18 protein-coding genes, 1 tRNA gene and 1 riboswitch are annotated in these 17,886 nt (G+C 37.4%); of the genes, 5 read left to right on the top strand and 14 right to left on the bottom strand.

Features of this window, described 5'->3' with window-relative positions; all coding sequences use genetic code 11:
- Nucleotides 1-89: 89 nt before the first annotated feature.
- From truB to QM810_RS01285, 8 genes are all read right to left on the bottom strand, one after another.
- The gene (gene truB, locus QM810_RS01320; RefSeq protein WP_414253569.1) at nt 90-968 is read right to left on the bottom strand and encodes a tRNA pseudouridine(55) synthase TruB; all 879 of its coding nucleotides are present in this window, start codon (nt 966-968) and stop codon (nt 90-92) included.
- A 3-nt stretch (nt 969-971) separates the two neighbouring features.
- Nucleotides 972-1,730, bottom strand: coding sequence for an alpha/beta fold hydrolase (locus tag QM810_RS01315; protein WP_254804272.1), 759 nt, complete (start codon nt 1,728-1,730; stop codon nt 972-974).
- 48 nt (nt 1,731-1,778) lie between these two features.
- A complete protein-coding gene (locus tag QM810_RS01310; protein ID WP_414253568.1) occupies nt 1,779-3,053 on the bottom strand; it encodes a DUF2130 domain-containing protein in 1,275 nt (424 codons plus the stop codon).
- An 80-nt stretch (nt 3,054-3,133) separates the two neighbouring features.
- Nucleotides 3,134-3,931, bottom strand: coding sequence for a formate/nitrite transporter family protein (locus QM810_RS01305; protein ID WP_254730226.1), 798 nt, complete (start codon nt 3,929-3,931; stop codon nt 3,134-3,136).
- A gap of 258 nt (nt 3,932-4,189) precedes the next feature.
- Nucleotides 4,190-4,987 (bottom strand): formate/nitrite transporter family protein, encoded by a 798-nt coding sequence (locus QM810_RS01300; protein WP_414253567.1) that lies wholly within the window; start codon nt 4,985-4,987, stop codon nt 4,190-4,192.
- A gap of 71 nt (nt 4,988-5,058) precedes the next feature.
- Nucleotides 5,059-5,706: a hypothetical protein gene (locus QM810_RS01295; protein WP_414253566.1), complete on the bottom strand. Its 648-nt coding sequence runs from the start codon at nt 5,704-5,706 to the stop codon at nt 5,059-5,061.
- A gap of 66 nt (nt 5,707-5,772) precedes the next feature.
- Nucleotides 5,773-6,246, bottom strand: a complete 474-nt coding sequence (locus QM810_RS01290) for a hypothetical protein (RefSeq protein ID WP_148131272.1) — start codon at nt 6,244-6,246, stop codon at nt 5,773-5,775.
- A gap of 60 nt (nt 6,247-6,306) precedes the next feature.
- Nucleotides 6,307-6,816: a QueT transporter family protein gene (locus QM810_RS01285; protein ID WP_004252705.1), complete on the bottom strand. Its 510-nt coding sequence runs from the start codon at nt 6,814-6,816 to the stop codon at nt 6,307-6,309.
- Nucleotides 6,814-6,911, bottom strand: a riboswitch (PreQ1 riboswitch). Its footprint overlaps the gene before it by 3 nt.
- A gap of 28 nt (nt 6,912-6,939) precedes the next feature.
- On the opposite strand from QM810_RS01285, the gene QM810_RS01280 reads away from it, so the two are divergent.
- From QM810_RS01280 to QM810_RS01270, 3 genes are all read left to right on the top strand, one after another.
- The gene (locus QM810_RS01280) at nt 6,940-7,374 is read left to right on the top strand and encodes a GtrA family protein (protein ID WP_414253565.1); all 435 of its coding nucleotides are present in this window, start codon (nt 6,940-6,942) and stop codon (nt 7,372-7,374) included.
- Nucleotides 7,375-7,455: 81 nt separating this feature from the next.
- The gene (gene mscL / locus QM810_RS01275; protein ID WP_178895090.1) at nt 7,456-7,833 is read left to right on the top strand and encodes a large conductance mechanosensitive channel protein MscL; all 378 of its coding nucleotides are present in this window, start codon (nt 7,456-7,458) and stop codon (nt 7,831-7,833) included.
- A 107-nt stretch (nt 7,834-7,940) separates the two neighbouring features.
- Nucleotides 7,941-8,012: transfer RNA gene (locus tag QM810_RS01270), tRNA-Arg, on the top strand.
- A 44-nt stretch (nt 8,013-8,056) separates the two neighbouring features.
- Here QM810_RS01270 and QM810_RS01265 read toward each other — a convergent pair.
- Complete coding sequence (locus QM810_RS01265; RefSeq protein WP_414253564.1) at nt 8,057-9,958, bottom strand: ATP-binding cassette domain-containing protein; 1,902 nt, start codon at nt 9,956-9,958, stop codon at nt 8,057-8,059.
- Between the two features lie 79 nt (nt 9,959-10,037).
- On the bottom strand, nt 10,038-11,264 hold the full coding sequence (locus tag QM810_RS01260; RefSeq protein ID WP_414253563.1) for a DUF4352 domain-containing protein: 1,227 nt from the start codon (nt 11,262-11,264) through the stop codon (nt 10,038-10,040).
- A gap of 244 nt (nt 11,265-11,508) precedes the next feature.
- On the opposite strand from QM810_RS01260, the gene QM810_RS01255 reads away from it, so the two are divergent.
- Nucleotides 11,509-13,227, top strand: a complete 1,719-nt coding sequence (locus QM810_RS01255; protein WP_414253562.1) for a phospho-sugar mutase — start codon at nt 11,509-11,511, stop codon at nt 13,225-13,227.
- Between the two features lie 111 nt (nt 13,228-13,338).
- On the top strand, nt 13,339-13,686 hold the full coding sequence (locus QM810_RS01250) for a thioredoxin (RefSeq protein WP_414253561.1): 348 nt from the start codon (nt 13,339-13,341) through the stop codon (nt 13,684-13,686).
- Nucleotides 13,687-13,720: 34 nt separating this feature from the next.
- Here the strand turns inward: QM810_RS01250 and QM810_RS01245 are convergent, their stop codons facing one another.
- The 4 genes from QM810_RS01245 to mutY form a co-directional block, all read right to left on the bottom strand.
- On the bottom strand, nt 13,721-14,530 hold the full coding sequence (locus QM810_RS01245) for an MBL fold metallo-hydrolase (RefSeq protein ID WP_414253560.1): 810 nt from the start codon (nt 14,528-14,530) through the stop codon (nt 13,721-13,723).
- A gap of 1 nt (nt 14,531) precedes the next feature.
- On the bottom strand, nt 14,532-15,881 hold the full coding sequence (gene vicK / locus QM810_RS01240; protein ID WP_414253559.1) for a cell wall metabolism sensor histidine kinase VicK: 1,350 nt from the start codon (nt 15,879-15,881) through the stop codon (nt 14,532-14,534).
- On the bottom strand, nt 15,874-16,578 hold the full coding sequence (yycF, locus tag QM810_RS01235; RefSeq protein WP_006151970.1) for a response regulator YycF: 705 nt from the start codon (nt 16,576-16,578) through the stop codon (nt 15,874-15,876). Before yycF ends, vicK begins: the two co-directional genes overlap by 8 nt.
- A 67-nt stretch (nt 16,579-16,645) precedes the next feature.
- A complete protein-coding gene (gene mutY / locus QM810_RS01230; RefSeq protein ID WP_414253558.1) occupies nt 16,646-17,803 on the bottom strand; it encodes an A/G-specific adenine glycosylase in 1,158 nt (385 codons plus the stop codon).
- Nucleotides 17,804-17,886 lie beyond the last annotated feature (83 nt).

Genomic DNA, 17,886 nt, shown 5'->3' with positions numbered 1-17,886 from the left:
TTTAAATCTATTTATCTTCAAATATTTTAAAAAGATGAGAAAATCTCATCTTCGGACTAGTAGATAAAAATCATTAATTCGTCAAATAATTAAGAGAAAACCTTTCTCGGTTTGTAAAGATGTTCTCGTTTCTCTAAAATTGCTAGTAATTTATCACCTTCAAAGCCAGCCAATTCCTTCTCAGTTTGTTCCAATTCAATAAAGCGACCAAAACGCACTTCTTCAGCCTGTTCTGGAGTCAAATAAACTTTGACTAAGTCACCTGTCCCAATCTCCAATGGATGAAGAAAATCTAACTCACCAGCTTGAACCTTTTCCTCAATTTCATTCAAGGTCAAAGCATCATCTAACTGCAAGCCTGCAGCACTGGTCCTTGTTAAATGAGACATATGAGCTGAATAGCCAAGTTTTTCTCCCAAGTCAACTGACAAAGTACGGATATAAGTTCCCTTACTGCATTTTACACGAAAAGTGAATCGTGCAAGATGCCCATCATAAGAAATCGGACTCGTTCTTTCAAAACTATAAATCGTCACCTGACGTTCAGGACGCTCGACTTCCTGACCAGCACGCGCATACTCATAGAGTTTGCGACCATTGACCTTGACAGCTGAGTACATTGGTGGGATTTGAGTGATAGAACCAGTCAAACTAGCAATGGCTTCATCGACAAGTTTTTCATCCAGTGGAGCTAAAACAGGAGTTTCTACAACAACTTCCCCACTAGCGTCTTCGGTTGTTGTTGAATATCCTAATGTGATTTCTCCCTCATAGACCTTGCCCTCATCCTGCATAAACTCAACCATGCGAGTCGCCTTACCAACTGCAATGGGTAAAACACCCACAACATCAGGATCCAAGGTCCCACCGTGTCCGATTTTCTTGGTACCCAAAATCTTACGCAGTTTAAAGACCGCATCATGGGAGGTCATCCCTGCTTCTTTCTTTAAGTTGATAATACCGTTCATTCATTAACTTTCTAAAAATACTAAAACTCTCTTTTGGAAATCCTTATTCTGTTCATATAGCGCATGCCCACACCCTGGTAAAATAATCAGTTGGCTACCTTTGATATGCTGATGCAATCCAAGCGAACCATCTACTCCAAGAACATCATCTTTTTCTGCTCCAATGATTAACGTTGGGCAGCTAATTTTTTCCAAAAAAGCTAGACTATCATGCTTCAAACAAGATACAGCTTGGATATCAATACGTTTTTTATCTTTAATGCGACCAAAGATTCCCATTATTCGATAAAGGTATTTAAATCTTCCAAAGGATTTAGTCGTGTAAGAGTGACGAGCAATATCTATCATCAGATCTTTATAAGTTCCTGTTTGACTCAGGTTCAGCCAGCAACTAATTCTCTCCCTGCCTAGGTTACTTAGTTTTGCAGTGGTCACAGCTAAAATGAGCTTTTGAACCTTTTCAGGGAAATTCGCCACCAACCATTGGGCAATCATTCCACCTTGCGAAATCCCCATAACATAGGCACTGGTAATATTCAATACCTCCATTGCTTCTGCAACATCTGCTGCCATATACCGTGTCGTATATCCCTGCCTCAACTCATTGATTCGAGAAAAAACATAAATTTTATAACGTTCGGCAAGTTTACGGTATGTGATTGAAAAAGGCATAGCCATACCTTTAACCGTCTGCAACCCATCCCCCAAGCCTGGTATAATCACCAGAGGTTGATTTCCTTTTCCAAATGTTACATAGTCCATAGTCTTTCCATTTATAGACAAGGTGGCGTTCTTAGCTGAATACAAAGATTATTCTCCTTTCAACGCATCAAACTTCGCTTTCATAGTTGGATTTTTTCTTGTCAATTTTTTGACGGAAACATCATCTAATTTGTTGTTGGCGAGACGGAGTTGATTTTCTGATGTGGTCAAGAATTTCTTAACTTCTTCCATCCGTTTAATAGCCTTGTCAATTTCATCGATGGCCTTACCGAAGTTGACAGAAGCTGAATTGTAGTTCTTAGCAAAGGCTACCTTGAAAGCTTCCAAATCTTCCTCAAAATGAGTGATATCGATATTTTGCTCACGTATAAGTGCTAGTTCCTGCTTGTATTTTAGAGAATTAAGGGCAGCATTTCGTAAGAGTCCAATCAACTGAATAAAGAATTGAGGACGAATGACATACATCTTCTCATATTCGTGGCTGACATCAACAATTCCAGTATTGAAGTAATCATTGTCAGCCTCAAGCATACTTACCAAAACTGCATACTCACAGTTCTTCTCCCGACGATCCTTATCCAACTCTTTATAGAAATCGGCATTCTTATGCTTTTTCTCAGTACCATCAGCTTCATTTTTCATCTCAAACATGATGGAAATGAATTCTAGCCCATTTTCATCAAAATCACGGAAGATAAAGTCCCCTTTAGAACCACGAGCTGAAATCTTGTTGTCCTTTTCAAAATAAGCATTTGGAAAGGCAAAACTACGAACCTTGTTGAACTCACTCTCTGCATACTGCTCAAGACTTTCTCCAATAGCTTTTGTTGATTGTTGGGCCTTGAAATTCTTGTAGAACTCAACTTGCTCATTTGCTGCCTTAAGTTGGGCTTCATAGTTTTGTTTTACAGAAGTCAGAGAAAGCTCGTTTTCTTTTTCTTGTAAAAGGAGCTGATTTTTAACCTGGTCGCGTTCTTTTTCTAAATCAGATAAAGTCTTTTGCAGTTGGTTCTCATGTTCCAAGCGCAAGGTAGCTAGTTGATTTTCAAGTGCTTGGACTTCTTTTTCTTTCTCCAACAAGCTTTGACTAGCACTTTGCTCGACTTCCTTCTTAGCCAATTCTTTTTCAGTATCGAAATTTTGGATTTGAGTTTGTAGCTGGGCAATTTCTTGATCCTTTTGAGCGAGTTTTGCCTGTTGTTCATTCAAGGCCTTTTGCTCTACCAATGTCAATTCTTGCTTGATTCGTTCATGCAATTCCTTATCAAACTCTACAGTGCGAACTTGAGAAATCAGTTCTGCATATTGACTTTCATTAACTGTAAAAACTTCGCCACAATTTGGACATTTAATTTCGTTCATGATTTTCCTCTAAATTTAACATTACTACTTTCATTATAGCATGGAAAAACAAAAAGAAAAAGTTGGAATCAATCCAACTTTTAATCTACGTATGTATCTTCGTTTTTGTTTAAGAAGGCGTAAGGCAATCCCATCAGTAGACCACCGCCGATAAAGTTACCGATGAAGGTTACACCCCAGTGACGAAGAATATTTCCGATACCAAAGTTTGCGATCGAATCAGCAGCAACACTGAATTTCACAATAGCAAATGATGCAAAGTTTGCAGCAATGTGCTCATTTGTTAAGAATACAAACATGTAAATAGCTGAAAGAACCAACCAAAGTTTAGCTCCACCATCTTTAACCAGAACAAATGATAGAATTGCGATATTTACAAAGATATTCGCTAAAATACCTTCAAGTAATACCAATTCATTAGAACGTGCTAACTTCATTTCTACAACTCCAGAAATAAAGCTATCATGTGTAAGATTTGCATAGGCTGCTGAATGAGCAAATCCCCAACCGGCAATAAGGGCACCGATTAAGTTAAAGAAAGTACAATATAGAAGAATTTCTACTGTTTTTCTCCAGCTAATTTTTTTCAAAAAGCTACCAGCTGTAAGGAACATCATGTTTGATGTTACCAACTCAGCATTCAAGAAGACAATGTAAGCCAATCCCCAAGCGAAAACAAAGGGGAAAAGGAAGCGTCCGCTACCAGGAGCGATTTTATTAATCAAATCAGCACCAACAGCTCCTGCTGCTGTACTGAAAGTTAAGAAAGCACCCGCAAACATTGAACGAATCGCATACTTAAATTTACTATTCGAGTAAAGACTTTCCTTTTTCTTACAAGCAAATTCGATTTTTGAGATAAATTCTGATGAGACCATATAAACTCCTAAAACTTTTATTTGTGAATATTATAACATAAAATCGATATAATGGGAAGGCTTTCCTAAATCAATTAAAAATATTTTTTAAAATATCGGAATCGTTTACATCCTTGTAATATTACGGTTTTAGGGATCAAATATTTTTTAAAAAAATTCCTGAACTCCTAGCTTTTTTTCTAATATTTAATATATTCTTTCAAAAAAGGAAAATAAAAAGAGAGAAACCAAGTGAATCTCTCTACTTCTATTGAAATTTTAATCTACATAACTGTCTTCGTTTTTGTTTAAAAAGGCATATGGCAAACCGATTAAAAGCCCACCACCTATTAAGTTAGCAACAAAGGTGACCCCCCAATGACGGAGAATATTTGCGATTTCAAAGTGCTGAACTTCATTAGCAACAATGCTGAATTTAACAATACTAAATGAAGCAAAATTTGCAGCAATATGTTCGTTTGATAAAAATACAAACATTGAAATTGCTGACAATATAATCCAAAGTTTTGCAGATGCATCCTTGACTAAGATTGAAGACAGAATGGCGATATTAACAAACACATTGGCAAGAATACCTTCAAGTAGAACTAACTCACTTGGACGCGCTAATTTCTTAGCTACTAGTTTTGGTAAATAACTATCGTGAGTCAGATGTGAAAATGCAGACGAATTCGCAAAGAACCATCCAGAAATCAAAGCACCTAGAAGATTAAATAGAGTGCAGAAAAGCAGAATGATCATCGTTTTTTTCCAGGAAATCTTCTTTAAAAAGCTCCCTGCAGTTAAATACATCATATTAGAAGTTACTAACTCAGCATTTAAAAAAACGATATAGACTAGTCCCCAAGCAAATACGAATGGGAAAATAAAATAACCTACATTTGGTACAATCGTATTCATTAAATCTGCACCAATCGCGCCTGCAGCTGTACTAAAGGTTAAAAAAGCACCCGCAAACATAGAACGTATTGCATATTTGAACTTGCTTTGTTCAAAAAGACTTTCCTTCTTACGACAATAATTATCTATCTTCAAAACGAACTCTGAAGAACTCATAAAAACTCCTTGACATATTATTGTTAACATTATAACATAAAATATTTTAAGTAAAAATAAATTTTTGTTCTTTAGATTTGAATGTTTTTAGTGCTAACAAAATCTTCAATTTCTTCTGCAGTCAACCCTACCAGCTCTGAAACCCACAAGCCGACAATATCAGACAAAACAGAATCGCAGACATATTCATTCTCACCATGACCATATTTACAAGTGAATAGAGGGGTTCTTATCGCTGATTGATAAAAATTGAAGGCTAACTCTTGCAGTTTTTCTGGCTGAAATTTAAGTCCCAACTCTTGTGCAAGTCCAGCTCTCACTTTATCCCACAATTCACCTTTTGACTGGTAGTTTTCTCGTGCTTTGTTAATAAATCCCTGACAGAATTTTGACAACAAATCCTTGTTTTGATAGAGTAACCGACAGGAAAAGTCTGAGATAGAACCAGCATGAAGTAAGAAAGTAAGCAAGTCATCAAGGCTTTCTGCTACCCGACCAACTTGGCCTTCACTCCCTATAAAGCCAATACTCTGATCCTCAAGAATTACAAATTCTCCCCCACTACCGTCTTTAGCAAAGGCTATGGGCCAAAGAGAAAAAACTTCATTGTTCTGAGAAAATTCAACCTCTTTCAACTGGTCATAAAAGAGAATATCGCATTCTTGCATCAATAAAATTCTTAGTTGTTTATCTTCTCTTATTACTTGTAGTTGATTCATATTAGCTACTCTCCTAGCTTTGACAACTGTCACAAGTGACAACAATTCAATTTTAGCAATCGACTCTTAATAATAATAATAGATTTTAATATGGCACTTCTTGGCCACATTGGCAAGATTTTTCAATAACTCCTCGTTTCTTTTGCTTTTTCCAAAATGAAAAGTAAAAGATTTTCCATCTTTCCTTGTAAAGTACAGATGATACCTGTCCCCATTCATTCTTCTCCCTCGAACGTAATCAATATCAATCTGTCTAATTTCAGCTAGAGGAACAATCCTTTTTCTAAAAAGAATAATCGTGTGAATGTATAATCTTCCCTTTGCAATATGAAAAGGATCCAACATACTCCCACCACTTTTTAAAGATGTCTTAACTCTTTGGAAAAAAAGATAGAAATAAAATAGTGCTAAAAAAATTAACAAAAATCTAATGACCTGATTTTTCCAAAGGACTTCAAAAACTGAAATACGATAACCATACATATTAAAATAATCCCTTTTTTCTTTATTATACCACTTTTGTTGAGCTTCTAGGTTCATGGACAAAGAAAAAAACTGAACAAAGTTCAGCCCTTTTCAATAATATTTCATGTGATATCTTTATCTAGTCAAATCAATACGTTGACCAATTTTACCAATGATAATGGCACCGACAATTAGTGAAGCGAATTCTCCGATACCAGTAGTGAACCAGGTAAAGAAGAAAGGTGCTTCTGCTACGATGTTTAATTCAGCAGCAATGGTGATCATTGAAATTGAAAATAGAATTGAAAAGAAGAAATGATCTTTACGAATCAATCCATTAAAAAGATAGTCTTTACTATATTTACTGAACAACCAAACTCCTAAGCTAAGGAAGACTAGAGTTGAGCCTCCACCTACAGCGACATCAATGAGTCCAAAACTGAAGAAATTAGCAATCATACATCCAAGAGTAACACCGATAATGTACTTAGGATTGTAAAAAGCTAGGAAGTTCATCATTTCAGAAATACGGAACTGATAAGCACCGTAGCTGATAGCATTAAGTGGTGGCGTAATTGTCAAAACCACATAAATAGCTGCGACAATGGCAATATCAGCCAAATCACGGACAGTTAGTTTTTTCATGTTTTCTCCTTTGGCGGCTATCCCGCGTCTAATATGCTTGGTGAAAGAAGCTAAGCACCAAGGGTTGAGCAAGTCAACTTTATAAGTATAGCACAATTATAGTCTTTATGCTATACTAATCTTATGAAAAGATACATAAAAAAATTCTTCGATAACGAAATTTTATCCTATTTATTTTTCGGTGTTGCTACTACTATTGTTTCTGTAGGAACTCGCATGATTATTTTCTACTTGACACAGCAAGAATTAACCGCTACTGCTTTAGGAAATATAACAGGAATTTTATTTGCCTTTTTTACCAACGACACCATTGTTTTTAAACAAGAACGAGCAAATTGGTTTAGACGACTTATCAAATTCTCAGGAGCTAGACTTTTTACCTTCTTACTTGATATGGCTTTAACCTTTATCTTTGTTACTAAATTTCCTCATATTATCGGTCAATTTGTTGGTGATGACATCAACAGGGTTAACACCATAGAAATCGTTTTTGCACAGGTTACAATAGTCGTTCTAAACTACCTTTTCAGCAAGCTTTTTGTTTTTAAAAATCATTGAACACTTTTCTTGCTTTACCCACAAATTTACGATATAATTTTGTCTGTAAAAATTTGATAAAATTTTGAAAGGAAAAAGATTATGTTAAAGGATCTTAAGGATTTCTTGCTCCGCGGTAACGTCGTAGACCTTGCTGTCGGTGTGATCATCGCTACTGCTTTTGGTGCTATCGTAACTTCATTCGTTAACGATATCATCACTCCACTACTATTGAACCCAGCTTTGAAAGCTGCGAAAGTTGACCGCATTGCTGAACTTTCATGGAACGGTGTTGCTTACGGTAACTTCTTGAGCGCTATCATCAACTTCGTAGTAGTTGGTACTGTTCTTTTCTTTGTAGTTAAAGGAATTGAGAAAGCTCAAAACCTTCGTAAGAAAGAAGAAGTTGAAGCAGCTCCAGCTGGTCCAACTGAATTGGAAGTTCTTCAAGAAATCAAAGCACTTCTTGAAAAAAACTAAAAATGTAAAAGGATTTAGATATTGTCTAAATCCTTTTTTTCTTCCTCTTTTTACATTGGTTTTAGTCTTGAGTAAAACTCCTATTTTTGATATAATGATGAGAGTTTCCACCCTTAGTGTAATGGATATCACGTAAGATTCCGGTTCTTGAGATGGGGGTTCGATTCCCTCAGGGTGGATAAATATAAACGAAAAAAGCAACAAGAATATTGCTTTTTTATTTTTAAATTTTCTCCGACAATTCTTCCCACTCCAGCAAAGCTTCTTCCTGGCGCTGGCTAATCCTATCTAGTTCTGCTTGTAATTGCATGAGTTCATCCGCATCATTGGTGGTATGCATTTGTTCAGAGATTGATTGGGCTTGAGTTTCCAGTTCTTCGATTTCTATCTCAAGACTTGCGATTTGTCTCATTAACTTACGAAGTTCTTTTTGACTTTCTTTTTGTGCTTGGTAATCATTAACTGGAGAAGTTTCCTTCTCTTTATTTTCAGTTAAAGCCTCTTCTGCTTGGCTAGCTTCTAGCTCTGCTTTCTTTTCGACATAATAGTCATAATCACCAAGATAGAGGGTTGAGCCATTTTCAGATAATTCTAGAACATGAGTGGCTACTCGGTTGATAAAGTAACGGTCATGGCTGACAAAAAGTAAAGTACCATCAAAGTCAATCAGTGCATTTTCCAAGACTTCCTTGCTATCGATGTCTAAGTGGTTTGTCGGCTCATCGAGAATCAAGAAGTTGTTGTTTTCCATGGAAAGTTTAGCCAGAAGCAAACGAGCTCGCTCACCACCTGAGAGCATTCCAACTGATTTCTTAACATCATCACCTGAGAAAAGGAAGGCGCCTAGGCGATTTCGGATTTCCACTTCTGGCGTCAATTTAAAATCATTCCAGAGTTCATCTAGAACAGTATTACTTGGTGTTAACTTGCTTTGTGTTTGATCATAGTAGCCAACTTCGACATTGGCACCGAAACGCTTCTCACCCTTAATGAAGGGAATCTGATCAACAATAGATTTGATAAAGGTCGTCTTACCAATACCATTAGGACCGACAATTGCTACTGCGTTCATCTTACGAAGGTCGAGGTTGATGGGCTCTGACAATACTTCACCATCATAGCCAATAGCAGCATTCTCAACTGTCAGAACAATATTTCCAGATGTTTTATCAGAATGAAAAGTCATATTAGCTGATTTAGTTCCAACTTCAGGCTTGTCTAATCGCTCCATCTTTTCTAGTTGTTTCCGTCGAGATTGCGCCCGCTTGGTTGTTGATGCTCTAACAAGATTCCGGTTAACAAAGTCTTCTAAAGCAGCAATTTCCTTCTGTTGCTTTTCGTAGTTCTTAACTTCAGTTAGCAACTTCTGCTCTTTCAGTTCCACAAAACTTGAGTAGTTTCCTACGTATCTGTCTAAGGAATGTTTGGTTAAGTCGAGCGTTATGGTTGCTACCTTATCCAAAAAATACCGGTCGTGACTGACGATAATGAGAGCACCGCTATAGTTTACAAGGTGGTTTTCTAACCAGGCAATGGTTTCAATATCCAAGTGGTTGGTCGGCTCGTCCAGTACCAAGAGATTTGGTTTTTCCAAGAGCATCTTGGCCAGAGCGAGACGGGTATTTTGCCCACCAGACAGCTCTTCAATCTTCATCTGCCACATAGACTCATCGAACTTAAAGCCGTTGAGAATGGCGCGGATATCTGCCTCATAGGTAAAGCCACCAGCCTGACGGAATTCTTCTGATAGACGGTCATAATCCTGCATGAGTTTTTCTAAGTCAGCCCCAGTTTTTTCCCCCATCGCAAGCTCCATCTGCCGCAAAGTTTTCTCGGTCTTTCTGAGATCGTCAAAGACATGGAGCATCTCATCGTAGATAGTATTGGACGACTCAAATCGACTATCCTGTGCTAAGTAAGAAAGGGAAATATCTTTTTTCTTATTAATCTCACCCGAAGTTGGCTCTTCTTCCCCGACTAATATCTTTAATAGTGTCGACTTACCTGCTCCATTTTTCCCAACGAGAGCAATACGGTCTCTTTCATCTACTTGTAGATTAATATTTTCAAATAGAACATCGCCTGCAAAAGAACGTTCGATTTTATTAGCTTGTAAAATAATCATGTAACTATTTTACTATCTTTTTCTATTTTTAACAATTCAAATAAAAAAAGTTCGAGCTTTAAACTCGAACTTTTAGATATTAATAACCGATACCACCACGGAATGTACGTGCCATATCTTTTAAGTTATAGTTCTTAGAAGATGTGTCGATTGTCCATTTACCGTCTTTCTTGGTCATCTTGATTTCGTAACCTTCTTTTTGCATATTGTCGCTAGTATCGAGAGGTGTTGAATCAAATTGACTTGGTGCATTTTCTAGAATATACTTCTCACCAGCTTTCATAGCTTCTGAGTAGTTACTGTATTTTCCTTTGTTTTCTTCATAGAATTTACGGCTCAATTCATGAACATCCAAGTTATCCAAGTCGATTGTTTCTGGTCTTACGTAGATAACAGCATAGTCTGGTAAATAAGTTTTTACTTTATAATCAACTTTTGCTCGTTTTGCATTTGCTTTGATATATGCTTCTGCGAATGTACGAAGTTCAGAATCAGATGGTTTGTAGTTGTAGAATCCTTTACCGAATGACTCGATGAATTTCTTGATAAATTCTTCTCTGTCAGCCTTCACGTCGTTTGTAATAAGATCAGAAGAGCTTGAAGATTTTTTATCATCTGACTTCTTATCGTCTGATTTCTTATCATCAGATTTCTTATCGTCTGATTTCTTATCGGCTGATTTCTTATCTTCAAGTGCAACGATTTGAGTTTTATCATTAGTGAAGCTTACATTTGATGCACCACCAGTGTTTTCACCATCTAGGTAAACAGCATCAACATAATTTTTCATAGCTTCCTTAGCTTCATCAATAGTGTCTTCGTATTGACTTGGGTCAACCTTGATAGCTACATCATTTTTACCTTTTTGATTTTCTTTTACATCGTCGTAAAAGCTTGGCGCAAAGTGAAGTTCATACTTAGAATCTTTATCAACTTCATAAACTACATAACCAGCAACACTCTTGCCTTTAGACAGACTATCTCCGTAAGACATGAATTTAGTTTTACTGTCTGATTCATAAATTTGAATTGGTTCAAGTTTTTCATCTTTTTCGTTATAAAGCGCGATATCTTGGCTAGTAAAACTAAACTGTTTATCACGATTATTTTTAATTTCTACTTGAAGAGCAAGATAGTGTGATGATGAATCTTCATCTTTTGGCAAAACATACATACCATCTTTAACAGAAACCTCAAAGTTTGAGTTAGATGCAGTACCATTATCACTTGCTTTCTTACTATTTCCACAAGCTACCAATGCTAAAGCAGTCAAAACTAAAGCAGAATGCTTAAGAACTTTTTTCATAATAGAAAATCTCCTTTTTTTATTTATTAAATTGTACCATACAGTCAAAAATTTTCAAAACAGAAACAGGAAATCGCTTTAAAAATATTGTAACTTAATATAAAAATGAAAAAATTTTTGTTTAAACTAACTTTAAAAATAAACTATAAATTCATATATCTAAGTTATGCTAACGTTTTACTAAAACTTTAAAAAATGCTATAATGTAGACGATTAATAGTAATAACAAAAAAGGAGAATTTCAATGACTTATCAAGAAAACTTCCAAAAATGGGCTGATTTCGCTGACCTACCAGATTACCTTCGTCGTGATTTGGAGAGCATGGATGAAAAAACGAAGGAAGATGCCTTCTACACAAACCTTGAATTCGGTACTGCTGGTATGCGCGGATTGATTGGTGCTGGGACTAACCGTATTAACATCTACGTAGTCCGCCAAGCAACTGAAGGTTTGGCTCGTTTGATCGAATCTAAAGGTGGAAATGAAAAAGAACGTGGTGTAGCCATCGCCTACGATAGCCGTCACTTCTCTCCAGAATTTGCCTTTGAATCAGCAGCCGTTCTTGCAAAACACGGTATTAAATCCTATGTCTTTGAAAGTCTCCGTCCAACTCCAGAACTTTCATTTGCTGTTCGTCACCTAAACTGTTTCGCAGGGATCATGATTACTGCTAGCCACAACCCTGCTCCATTTAATGGTTACAAGGTTTACGGTGAAGATGGTGGCCAAATGCCTCCACATGATGCGGACGCTTTGACTAGCTACATCCGTGCTATCGAAAATCCATTTGCTGTTGAAGTTGCTGATGTAGAAGCAGAAAAAGCATCTGGTTTGATTGAAGTTATTGGCGAAGCAGTCGATACCGAATACCTCAAAGAAGTTAAAGATGTAAATATCAACCCTGCCTTGATTGAAGAATTTGGTAAGGACATGAAAATTGTCTACACTCCACTTCATGGTACTGGTGAAATGTTGGCTCGTCGTGCTCTTGCTCAAGCAGGATTTGACTCTGTACAAGTCGTGGAAGCTCAAGCAACACCAGATCCAGACTTCTCTACTGTGAAATCTCCAAACCCAGAAAATCAAGCAGCCTTTGCACTTGCAGAAGAACTTGGTCGCCAAGTAGGTGCTGATGTTCTTGTCGCAACTGACCCTGATGCTGACCGTGTCGGTGTTGAAGTTCTTCAAAAAGATGGTAGCTACCTCAATCTTTCTGGTAACCAAATCGGTGCTATCATGGCTAAGTACATTTTAGAAGCTCACAAAAATGCTGGAACTCTTCCAGAAAACGCTGCTCTCTGCAAATCTATCGTTTCAACTGACTTGGTTACTAAGATTGCTGAAAGCTACGGCGCAACTATGTTCAACGTCTTAACTGGTTTCAAATTTATCGCTGAAAAAATCCAAGAATTCGAAGAAAAACACAATCACACTTATATGATGGGATTTGAAGAAAGCTTCGGTTACTTGATTAAACCATTCGTGCGTGATAAAGATGCTATCCAAGCCGTTCTTGTCGTTGCTGAGCTTGCTGCCTACTACCGCTCTCGTGGTTTGACACTTGCAGATGGTATTGAAGAAATCTACAAAGAGTACGGCTACTATGCTGAAAAGACTATTTCTGTTACCCTTTCAGGTGTTGATGGTGCTGAGCAGATCAAGGCAATTATGGCTAAATTCCGTGACAATGGTCCAAAAGAATTCAATAATACAGCAATTACTGTTGTTGAAGACTTTAAAGCACAAACATCTACTGCCGCTGATGGCACTGTAACAGCCTTAACGACTCCTCCAAGTGATGTCTTGAAATACACTCTTGCAGATGGTTCATGGATTGCTGTTCGCCCTTCTGGTACTGAACCAAAAATCAAGTTCTACATTGCTGTTGTGGGTGAAAGCAATGAAGATTCACAAGCTAAGATTGCCAACATCGAAGCGGAAATCAATGCTTTTGTTAAATAAGAAATTATAAAAGATGAGATCAACCAATCTCATCTTTTTTTCGTATCAAATCTAAGCATTTTTAGAGACTTTATGGCATACTAGATTTATCAATGAAAGCGAGGTAAACTCATGGAACAATTTTTAGAAAATATCAAAGATCTTGAAGTCACTACAGTTGCGCGTGCGCAAGACGCTCTTGATAAAAAAGAAACTGCAACCTTCTTTATTGGCCGTAAAACTTGCCCTTACTGCCGTAAATTTGCCGGAACTTTGGCTGGTGTCGTTGCCGAAACAAAAGCACACATCTACTTCATCAACAGCGAAGAACCAAGCCAGCTCGATGCATTGCAAGACTTCCGCTCACGTTATGAAATCCCTACAGTACCTGGATTTGTACATGTTACTAATGGAGAAATCAAGGTTCGTTGTGATTCTTCTATGTCTGCACAAGAAATCAAAGAATTTGCTGGTTTGTAAAAAGCATAAAAAAAGAAGGCACTCGCCTTCTTTTTTATATATCTGTCAATGGTGTTGCAGTGTCTGGAGATGTATCGTAAACTTGAAAATCCACTCCTACTCCCAGGTCTGCTTGAGCTAACTGATTGACCATGGTCATGTGGGCTAGTTCTTTGATATTATTCTCTTTAGACAAATGTCCTAGGTAAATCTTCTTGGTACGATTACCTAGTGTACGAATCATAGCATCTGCTCCATCTTCATTTGAGAGGTGACCAAGGTCAGACAGGATGCGTTGTTTAAGTCGCCATGCGTATGATCCAGCTCGCAGAATTTCAACATCATGATTTGACTCAATCAGGTAACCATCTGCATTCTCGACGATGCCAGCCATACGATCACTAACATAACCCGTATCCGTCAGCATAACAAAGCTCTTATCATCCTTCATAAAGCGGTAGAATTGGGGAGCGACTGCATCATGGCTAACGTCAAAACTCTCAATGTCGATGTCGCCAAAGGTTTTGGTTTTACCCATCTCAAAAATATGCTTTTGCGACGACTCAACCTTACCTAGATACTTACTATTTTCCATTGCTTGCCAGGTCTTTTCATTGGCGTAAAGATCCATGCCATACTTACGGGCTAAAACACCGACACCGTGAATATGGTCAGCATGTTCATGCGTAATTAAGATAGCATCCAAATCTTCTGGCTTACGGTTAATCTCAGCCAATAAGCTTGTGATTTTTTTGCCAGATAATCCTGCATCTACTAAAATCTTTTTCTTAGGGGTTTCTAGATAGAAGGAATTACCACTAGAACCCGATGCTAAAATACTGTATTTAAAGCCTTTTTCACTCATTCTAGTCTTCTACTTCATCCTCCCATACTTCTTCTTTTACAGCATCATTATCATAAGGAAGAACAATGGTAAAGGTTGAACCCTTGCCATATTCACTCTTGGCCCAGATAAATCCATTATGTTGCTTGATGATTTCTTTTGCTATAGCAAGACCTAAACCAGTCCCACCTTGGGCACGACTTCTAGCCTTATCAACCCTGTAGAAACGGTCAAAAATCTTCGGTAAATCTTCTTTAGGAATTCCAAGTCCTTGATCAGAAATGGATAAAATCATCTGGTCATCAGTGGTTTTCATGCTAACCGTAATTTTCCCACCATCAGGAGAATACTTGATGGCATTGTTAAGAATATTATCGATTACCTGAGTCATCTTATCAGTATCAATTTCAATCCAGACCGATGTAATGGGATAATCACGAACCAACTCGTATTTCTTTTCTTGATCCTGGGCTCGTATCTTATCGAAACGGTTTAGGATAAACGTAATGAAAGCTGTAAAGTTAATCAATTCAACATCTAAATGGCTAGTTGCATTATCAATACGCGAAAGATGCAAGAGGTCCGTCACCATTCGCATCATACGGTTGGTCTCATCTAAAGATACTTTGATAAAATCAGGAGCAACAGGTTCATATAATGCACCCTCATCCAAGGCCTCTAGGTAAGATTTTACACTGGTCAATGGAGTTCGCAATTCATGACTAACGTTGGAAACGAAAAGCCTTCTCTCGCGTTCTTCCTTCTCTTGTTCAGTCGTATCATGTAGAACTGCTACCAAACCAGAGATAAAGCCGGATTCTCTACGAATCAAGGCAAAACGCACACGCAAACTAATATACTCCCCATTTACATTTTGGGAATAAATCATCATTTCAGGACTTTGCGTAATTAAGTCTCTAAGCTCGTACTCATCTTCAATCTTGAGCAACTCTAAAATGTTTTGATTGAGCGCGTCATCACTTTCAACTCCAAGTTGCCTTTTAGCCATATCGTTAATCATCGTGATTTGACCACGACGATTTGTTGCAAGAACCCCATCAGTCATGTATGATAGGATACTATGCAATCTTTTACTTTCCTGCTCAAGGTTTTCTTGAGTTAGACGAATTACTTCAGACAAATCATTTAAGTTATTCGTAATGTTAGTGATTTCAGTATTCCCCTGCATATCTAATACCTGAGAATAATCACCAGCAATTAAATCTTTAATCTTTTGATTTAACTGTTTGAGTCGGATATTATCTCTACGGCCTTCAAGCAAGAGAAAGCTAACAAGCATGATAAAACCAATTAAAATGAGTACAAAGACGAAATCTCTGGTTAAAATTGTTTGTCTAATTACTTCAATCATTATTTCTCATATAATAACCCACACCACGACGAGTTAAGATATATTCAGGTCTACTTGGTGTGTCTTCAATCTTCTCACGTAGACGTCTAATGGTAACATCGACAGTACGAACATCACCAAAATAATCATAACCCCAAACAGTCTCAAGGAGATGTTCACGGGTAATAACTTGACCTAGATGAGAAGCTAAGTGATGCAACAACTCAAACTCTCTATGAGTTAAGTCTAATTCTTCCCCATATTTTTTGGCTACATAAGCATCTGGAAGAATCTCTAAATCCCCAATTTGAAGACTTTGCAATTTAGTATCTTCCTCTTGGTTATCCACTGCTACTAACTCCGTACGACGAAGAAGAGCCTTAACACGCGCTTGTAGCTCACGGTTAGAAAATGGCTTAGTCACATAATCATCCGCACCAAGTTCAAGACCGATAACCTTATCAAACTCACTGTCTTTTGCAGAAAGCATGATAATCGGAACACTACTTGTCTTGCGAATTGTTTTAGCCACTTCAAGACCATCAATTTCTGGAAGCATCAAGTCCAAAATAATAATATCAGGTTTTTCAGCTTCAAACAGTTCAATCGCTTCACGTCCATTAAAGGCTGTAACAACTTCATAGCCTTCCTTGGTCATATTAAACTTAATAATATCTGAGATTGGTTTTTCATCATCTACAATCAATATTTTTTTCATATAGTCACCTTTTTCCTTATATCAATTATACCAAAAAAATGCAAAGAAGACACGAAAGACTGGTGTGTCAGCATCTTTTTGAATACTCTTGCCAAATTTTTTGTTGAGGTTTTGCAAGTGGATAGAGGTCAAACTCATCTGGAGTTAACCAAACAACTTCTTTGTCGCTATACTCTTTACTATCAACTACTTGTCCCGCTAGGATTCGTACATGCCACTTTCGATGGCTAAAGATATGCTTCACTTCTTTGAAATCACTATCCTGCCATTCAACTTCTAAATCATAATCCTGCTCAAAACTTTCTTGCGGTGATGGTCCAAGTTGAATAGATGATTCAGCAACCTGATTAAAGAGATTTAGTTCTTCATCTTTTGAAAATTCATCTACCTCAATCAAGGGGAAATGCCAAAATCCAGCAAGTAACTTTTCACTTTCATTCTTTTCAAGTAAAAACTCGCCTCGGTCATTTTGCACAACTAAAGCATTTAAAAATATAGGAACTGGTTTTTTCTTTGGCGCTTTAATCGGATAGCGATCCATTGTTCCATGTTGATAGGCAGCACTAAAATCTTTAACTGGACTATCTTCTGGCCTCGGATTAACGGGTGCCTCAATATCTGAACCCAAATCCATCAAAGCTTGGTTAAAATCACCTGGACGTTCTGGATCAATCAAAATTTCCATCATAGCTTGAAATATCTTGCGGTTGCTTGGATTTCCAATGTCATGATTAACTTCAAATAGACGAGCCAAAACACGCATGACATTCCCATCAACTGCTGGTTGTGGTAGATTAAAGGCAATACTTGAAATAGCTCCAGCCGTATAGGGACCAATCCCCTTCAGACTTGAAATTCCTTCATAAGTGGATGGAAATTCTCCATTAAACTCATTCATAATCTGCTGAGCTGCTGTTTGCATATTGCGAACACGAGAATAATAACCAAGACCTTCCCAAGCTTTTAATAAACGTTCTTCAGGTGCGATTGCTAAACTCTCTACAGTCGGAAACCATTCTAGAAACCGTTCATAATAAGGAATGACTGTATCAACTCTGGTTTGCTGCAACATGATTTCAGACACCCAGATATGATAGGGATTCTTGTTCCTTCTCCAAGGTAGGTCCCGCTTATTTTCATCATACCAAGCTAATAACTTTTTTCGAAAAGAGAGAATCCTCTCCTCTTCCCACATGGACACGCCATATTTCTCCAAATCTAACATATATCTAGTATAGCATATCCTTATAGGATACTCAAAAAATGAAAATTGTCCTTGTTTTAGTATCGACTCTCTTATCACACCTG

This window comes from Streptococcus infantis, assembly GCF_047464155.1.
Classification (GTDB): domain Bacteria; phylum Bacillota; class Bacilli; order Lactobacillales; family Streptococcaceae; genus Streptococcus; species Streptococcus infantis_U.
This window is presented reverse-complemented; position numbering and strand designations above follow the sequence as displayed.

Coding starts and splice junctions, on each gene's coding strand:
- truB (WP_414253569.1), bottom strand. CDS start 968: ATGAACGGTATTATCAACTTAAAGAAAGAAGCAGGGATGACCTCCCAT.
- QM810_RS01245 (WP_414253560.1), bottom strand. CDS start 14,530: ATGAGTGAAAAAGGCTTTAAATACAGTATTTTAGCATCGGGTTCTAGT.
- mutY (WP_414253558.1), bottom strand. CDS start 17,803: ATGTTAGATTTGGAGAAATATGGCGTGTCCATGTGGGAAGAGGAGAGG.
- QM810_RS01310 (WP_414253568.1), bottom strand. CDS start 3,053: ATGAACGAAATTAAATGTCCAAATTGTGGCGAAGTTTTTACAGTTAAT.
- QM810_RS01250 (WP_414253561.1), top strand. CDS start 13,339: ATGGAACAATTTTTAGAAAATATCAAAGATCTTGAAGTCACTACAGTT.
- QM810_RS01265 (WP_414253564.1), bottom strand. CDS start 9,958: ATGATTATTTTACAAGCTAATAAAATCGAACGTTCTTTTGCAGGCGAT.
- mscL (WP_178895090.1), top strand. CDS start 7,456: ATGTTAAAGGATCTTAAGGATTTCTTGCTCCGCGGTAACGTCGTAGAC.
- QM810_RS01260 (WP_414253563.1), bottom strand. CDS start 11,264: ATGAAAAAAGTTCTTAAGCATTCTGCTTTAGTTTTGACTGCTTTAGCA.
- QM810_RS01290 (WP_148131272.1), bottom strand. CDS start 6,246: ATGAACCTAGAAGCTCAACAAAAGTGGTATAATAAAGAAAAAAGGGAT.
- QM810_RS01255 (WP_414253562.1), top strand. CDS start 11,509: ATGACTTATCAAGAAAACTTCCAAAAATGGGCTGATTTCGCTGACCTA.
- QM810_RS01285 (WP_004252705.1), bottom strand. CDS start 6,816: ATGAAAAAACTAACTGTCCGTGATTTGGCTGATATTGCCATTGTCGCA.
- yycF (WP_006151970.1), bottom strand. CDS start 16,578: ATGAAAAAAATATTGATTGTAGATGATGAAAAACCAATCTCAGATATT.
- QM810_RS01295 (WP_414253566.1), bottom strand. CDS start 5,706: ATGAATCAACTACAAGTAATAAGAGAAGATAAACAACTAAGAATTTTA.
- QM810_RS01280 (WP_414253565.1), top strand. CDS start 6,940: ATGAAAAGATACATAAAAAAATTCTTCGATAACGAAATTTTATCCTAT.
- vicK (WP_414253559.1), bottom strand. CDS start 15,881: ATGATTGAAGTAATTAGACAAACAATTTTAACCAGAGATTTCGTCTTT.
- QM810_RS01305 (WP_254730226.1), bottom strand. CDS start 3,931: ATGGTCTCATCAGAATTTATCTCAAAAATCGAATTTGCTTGTAAGAAA.
- QM810_RS01315 (WP_254804272.1), bottom strand. CDS start 1,730: ATGGACTATGTAACATTTGGAAAAGGAAATCAACCTCTGGTGATTATA.
- QM810_RS01300 (WP_414253567.1), bottom strand. CDS start 4,987: ATGAGTTCTTCAGAGTTCGTTTTGAAGATAGATAATTATTGTCGTAAG.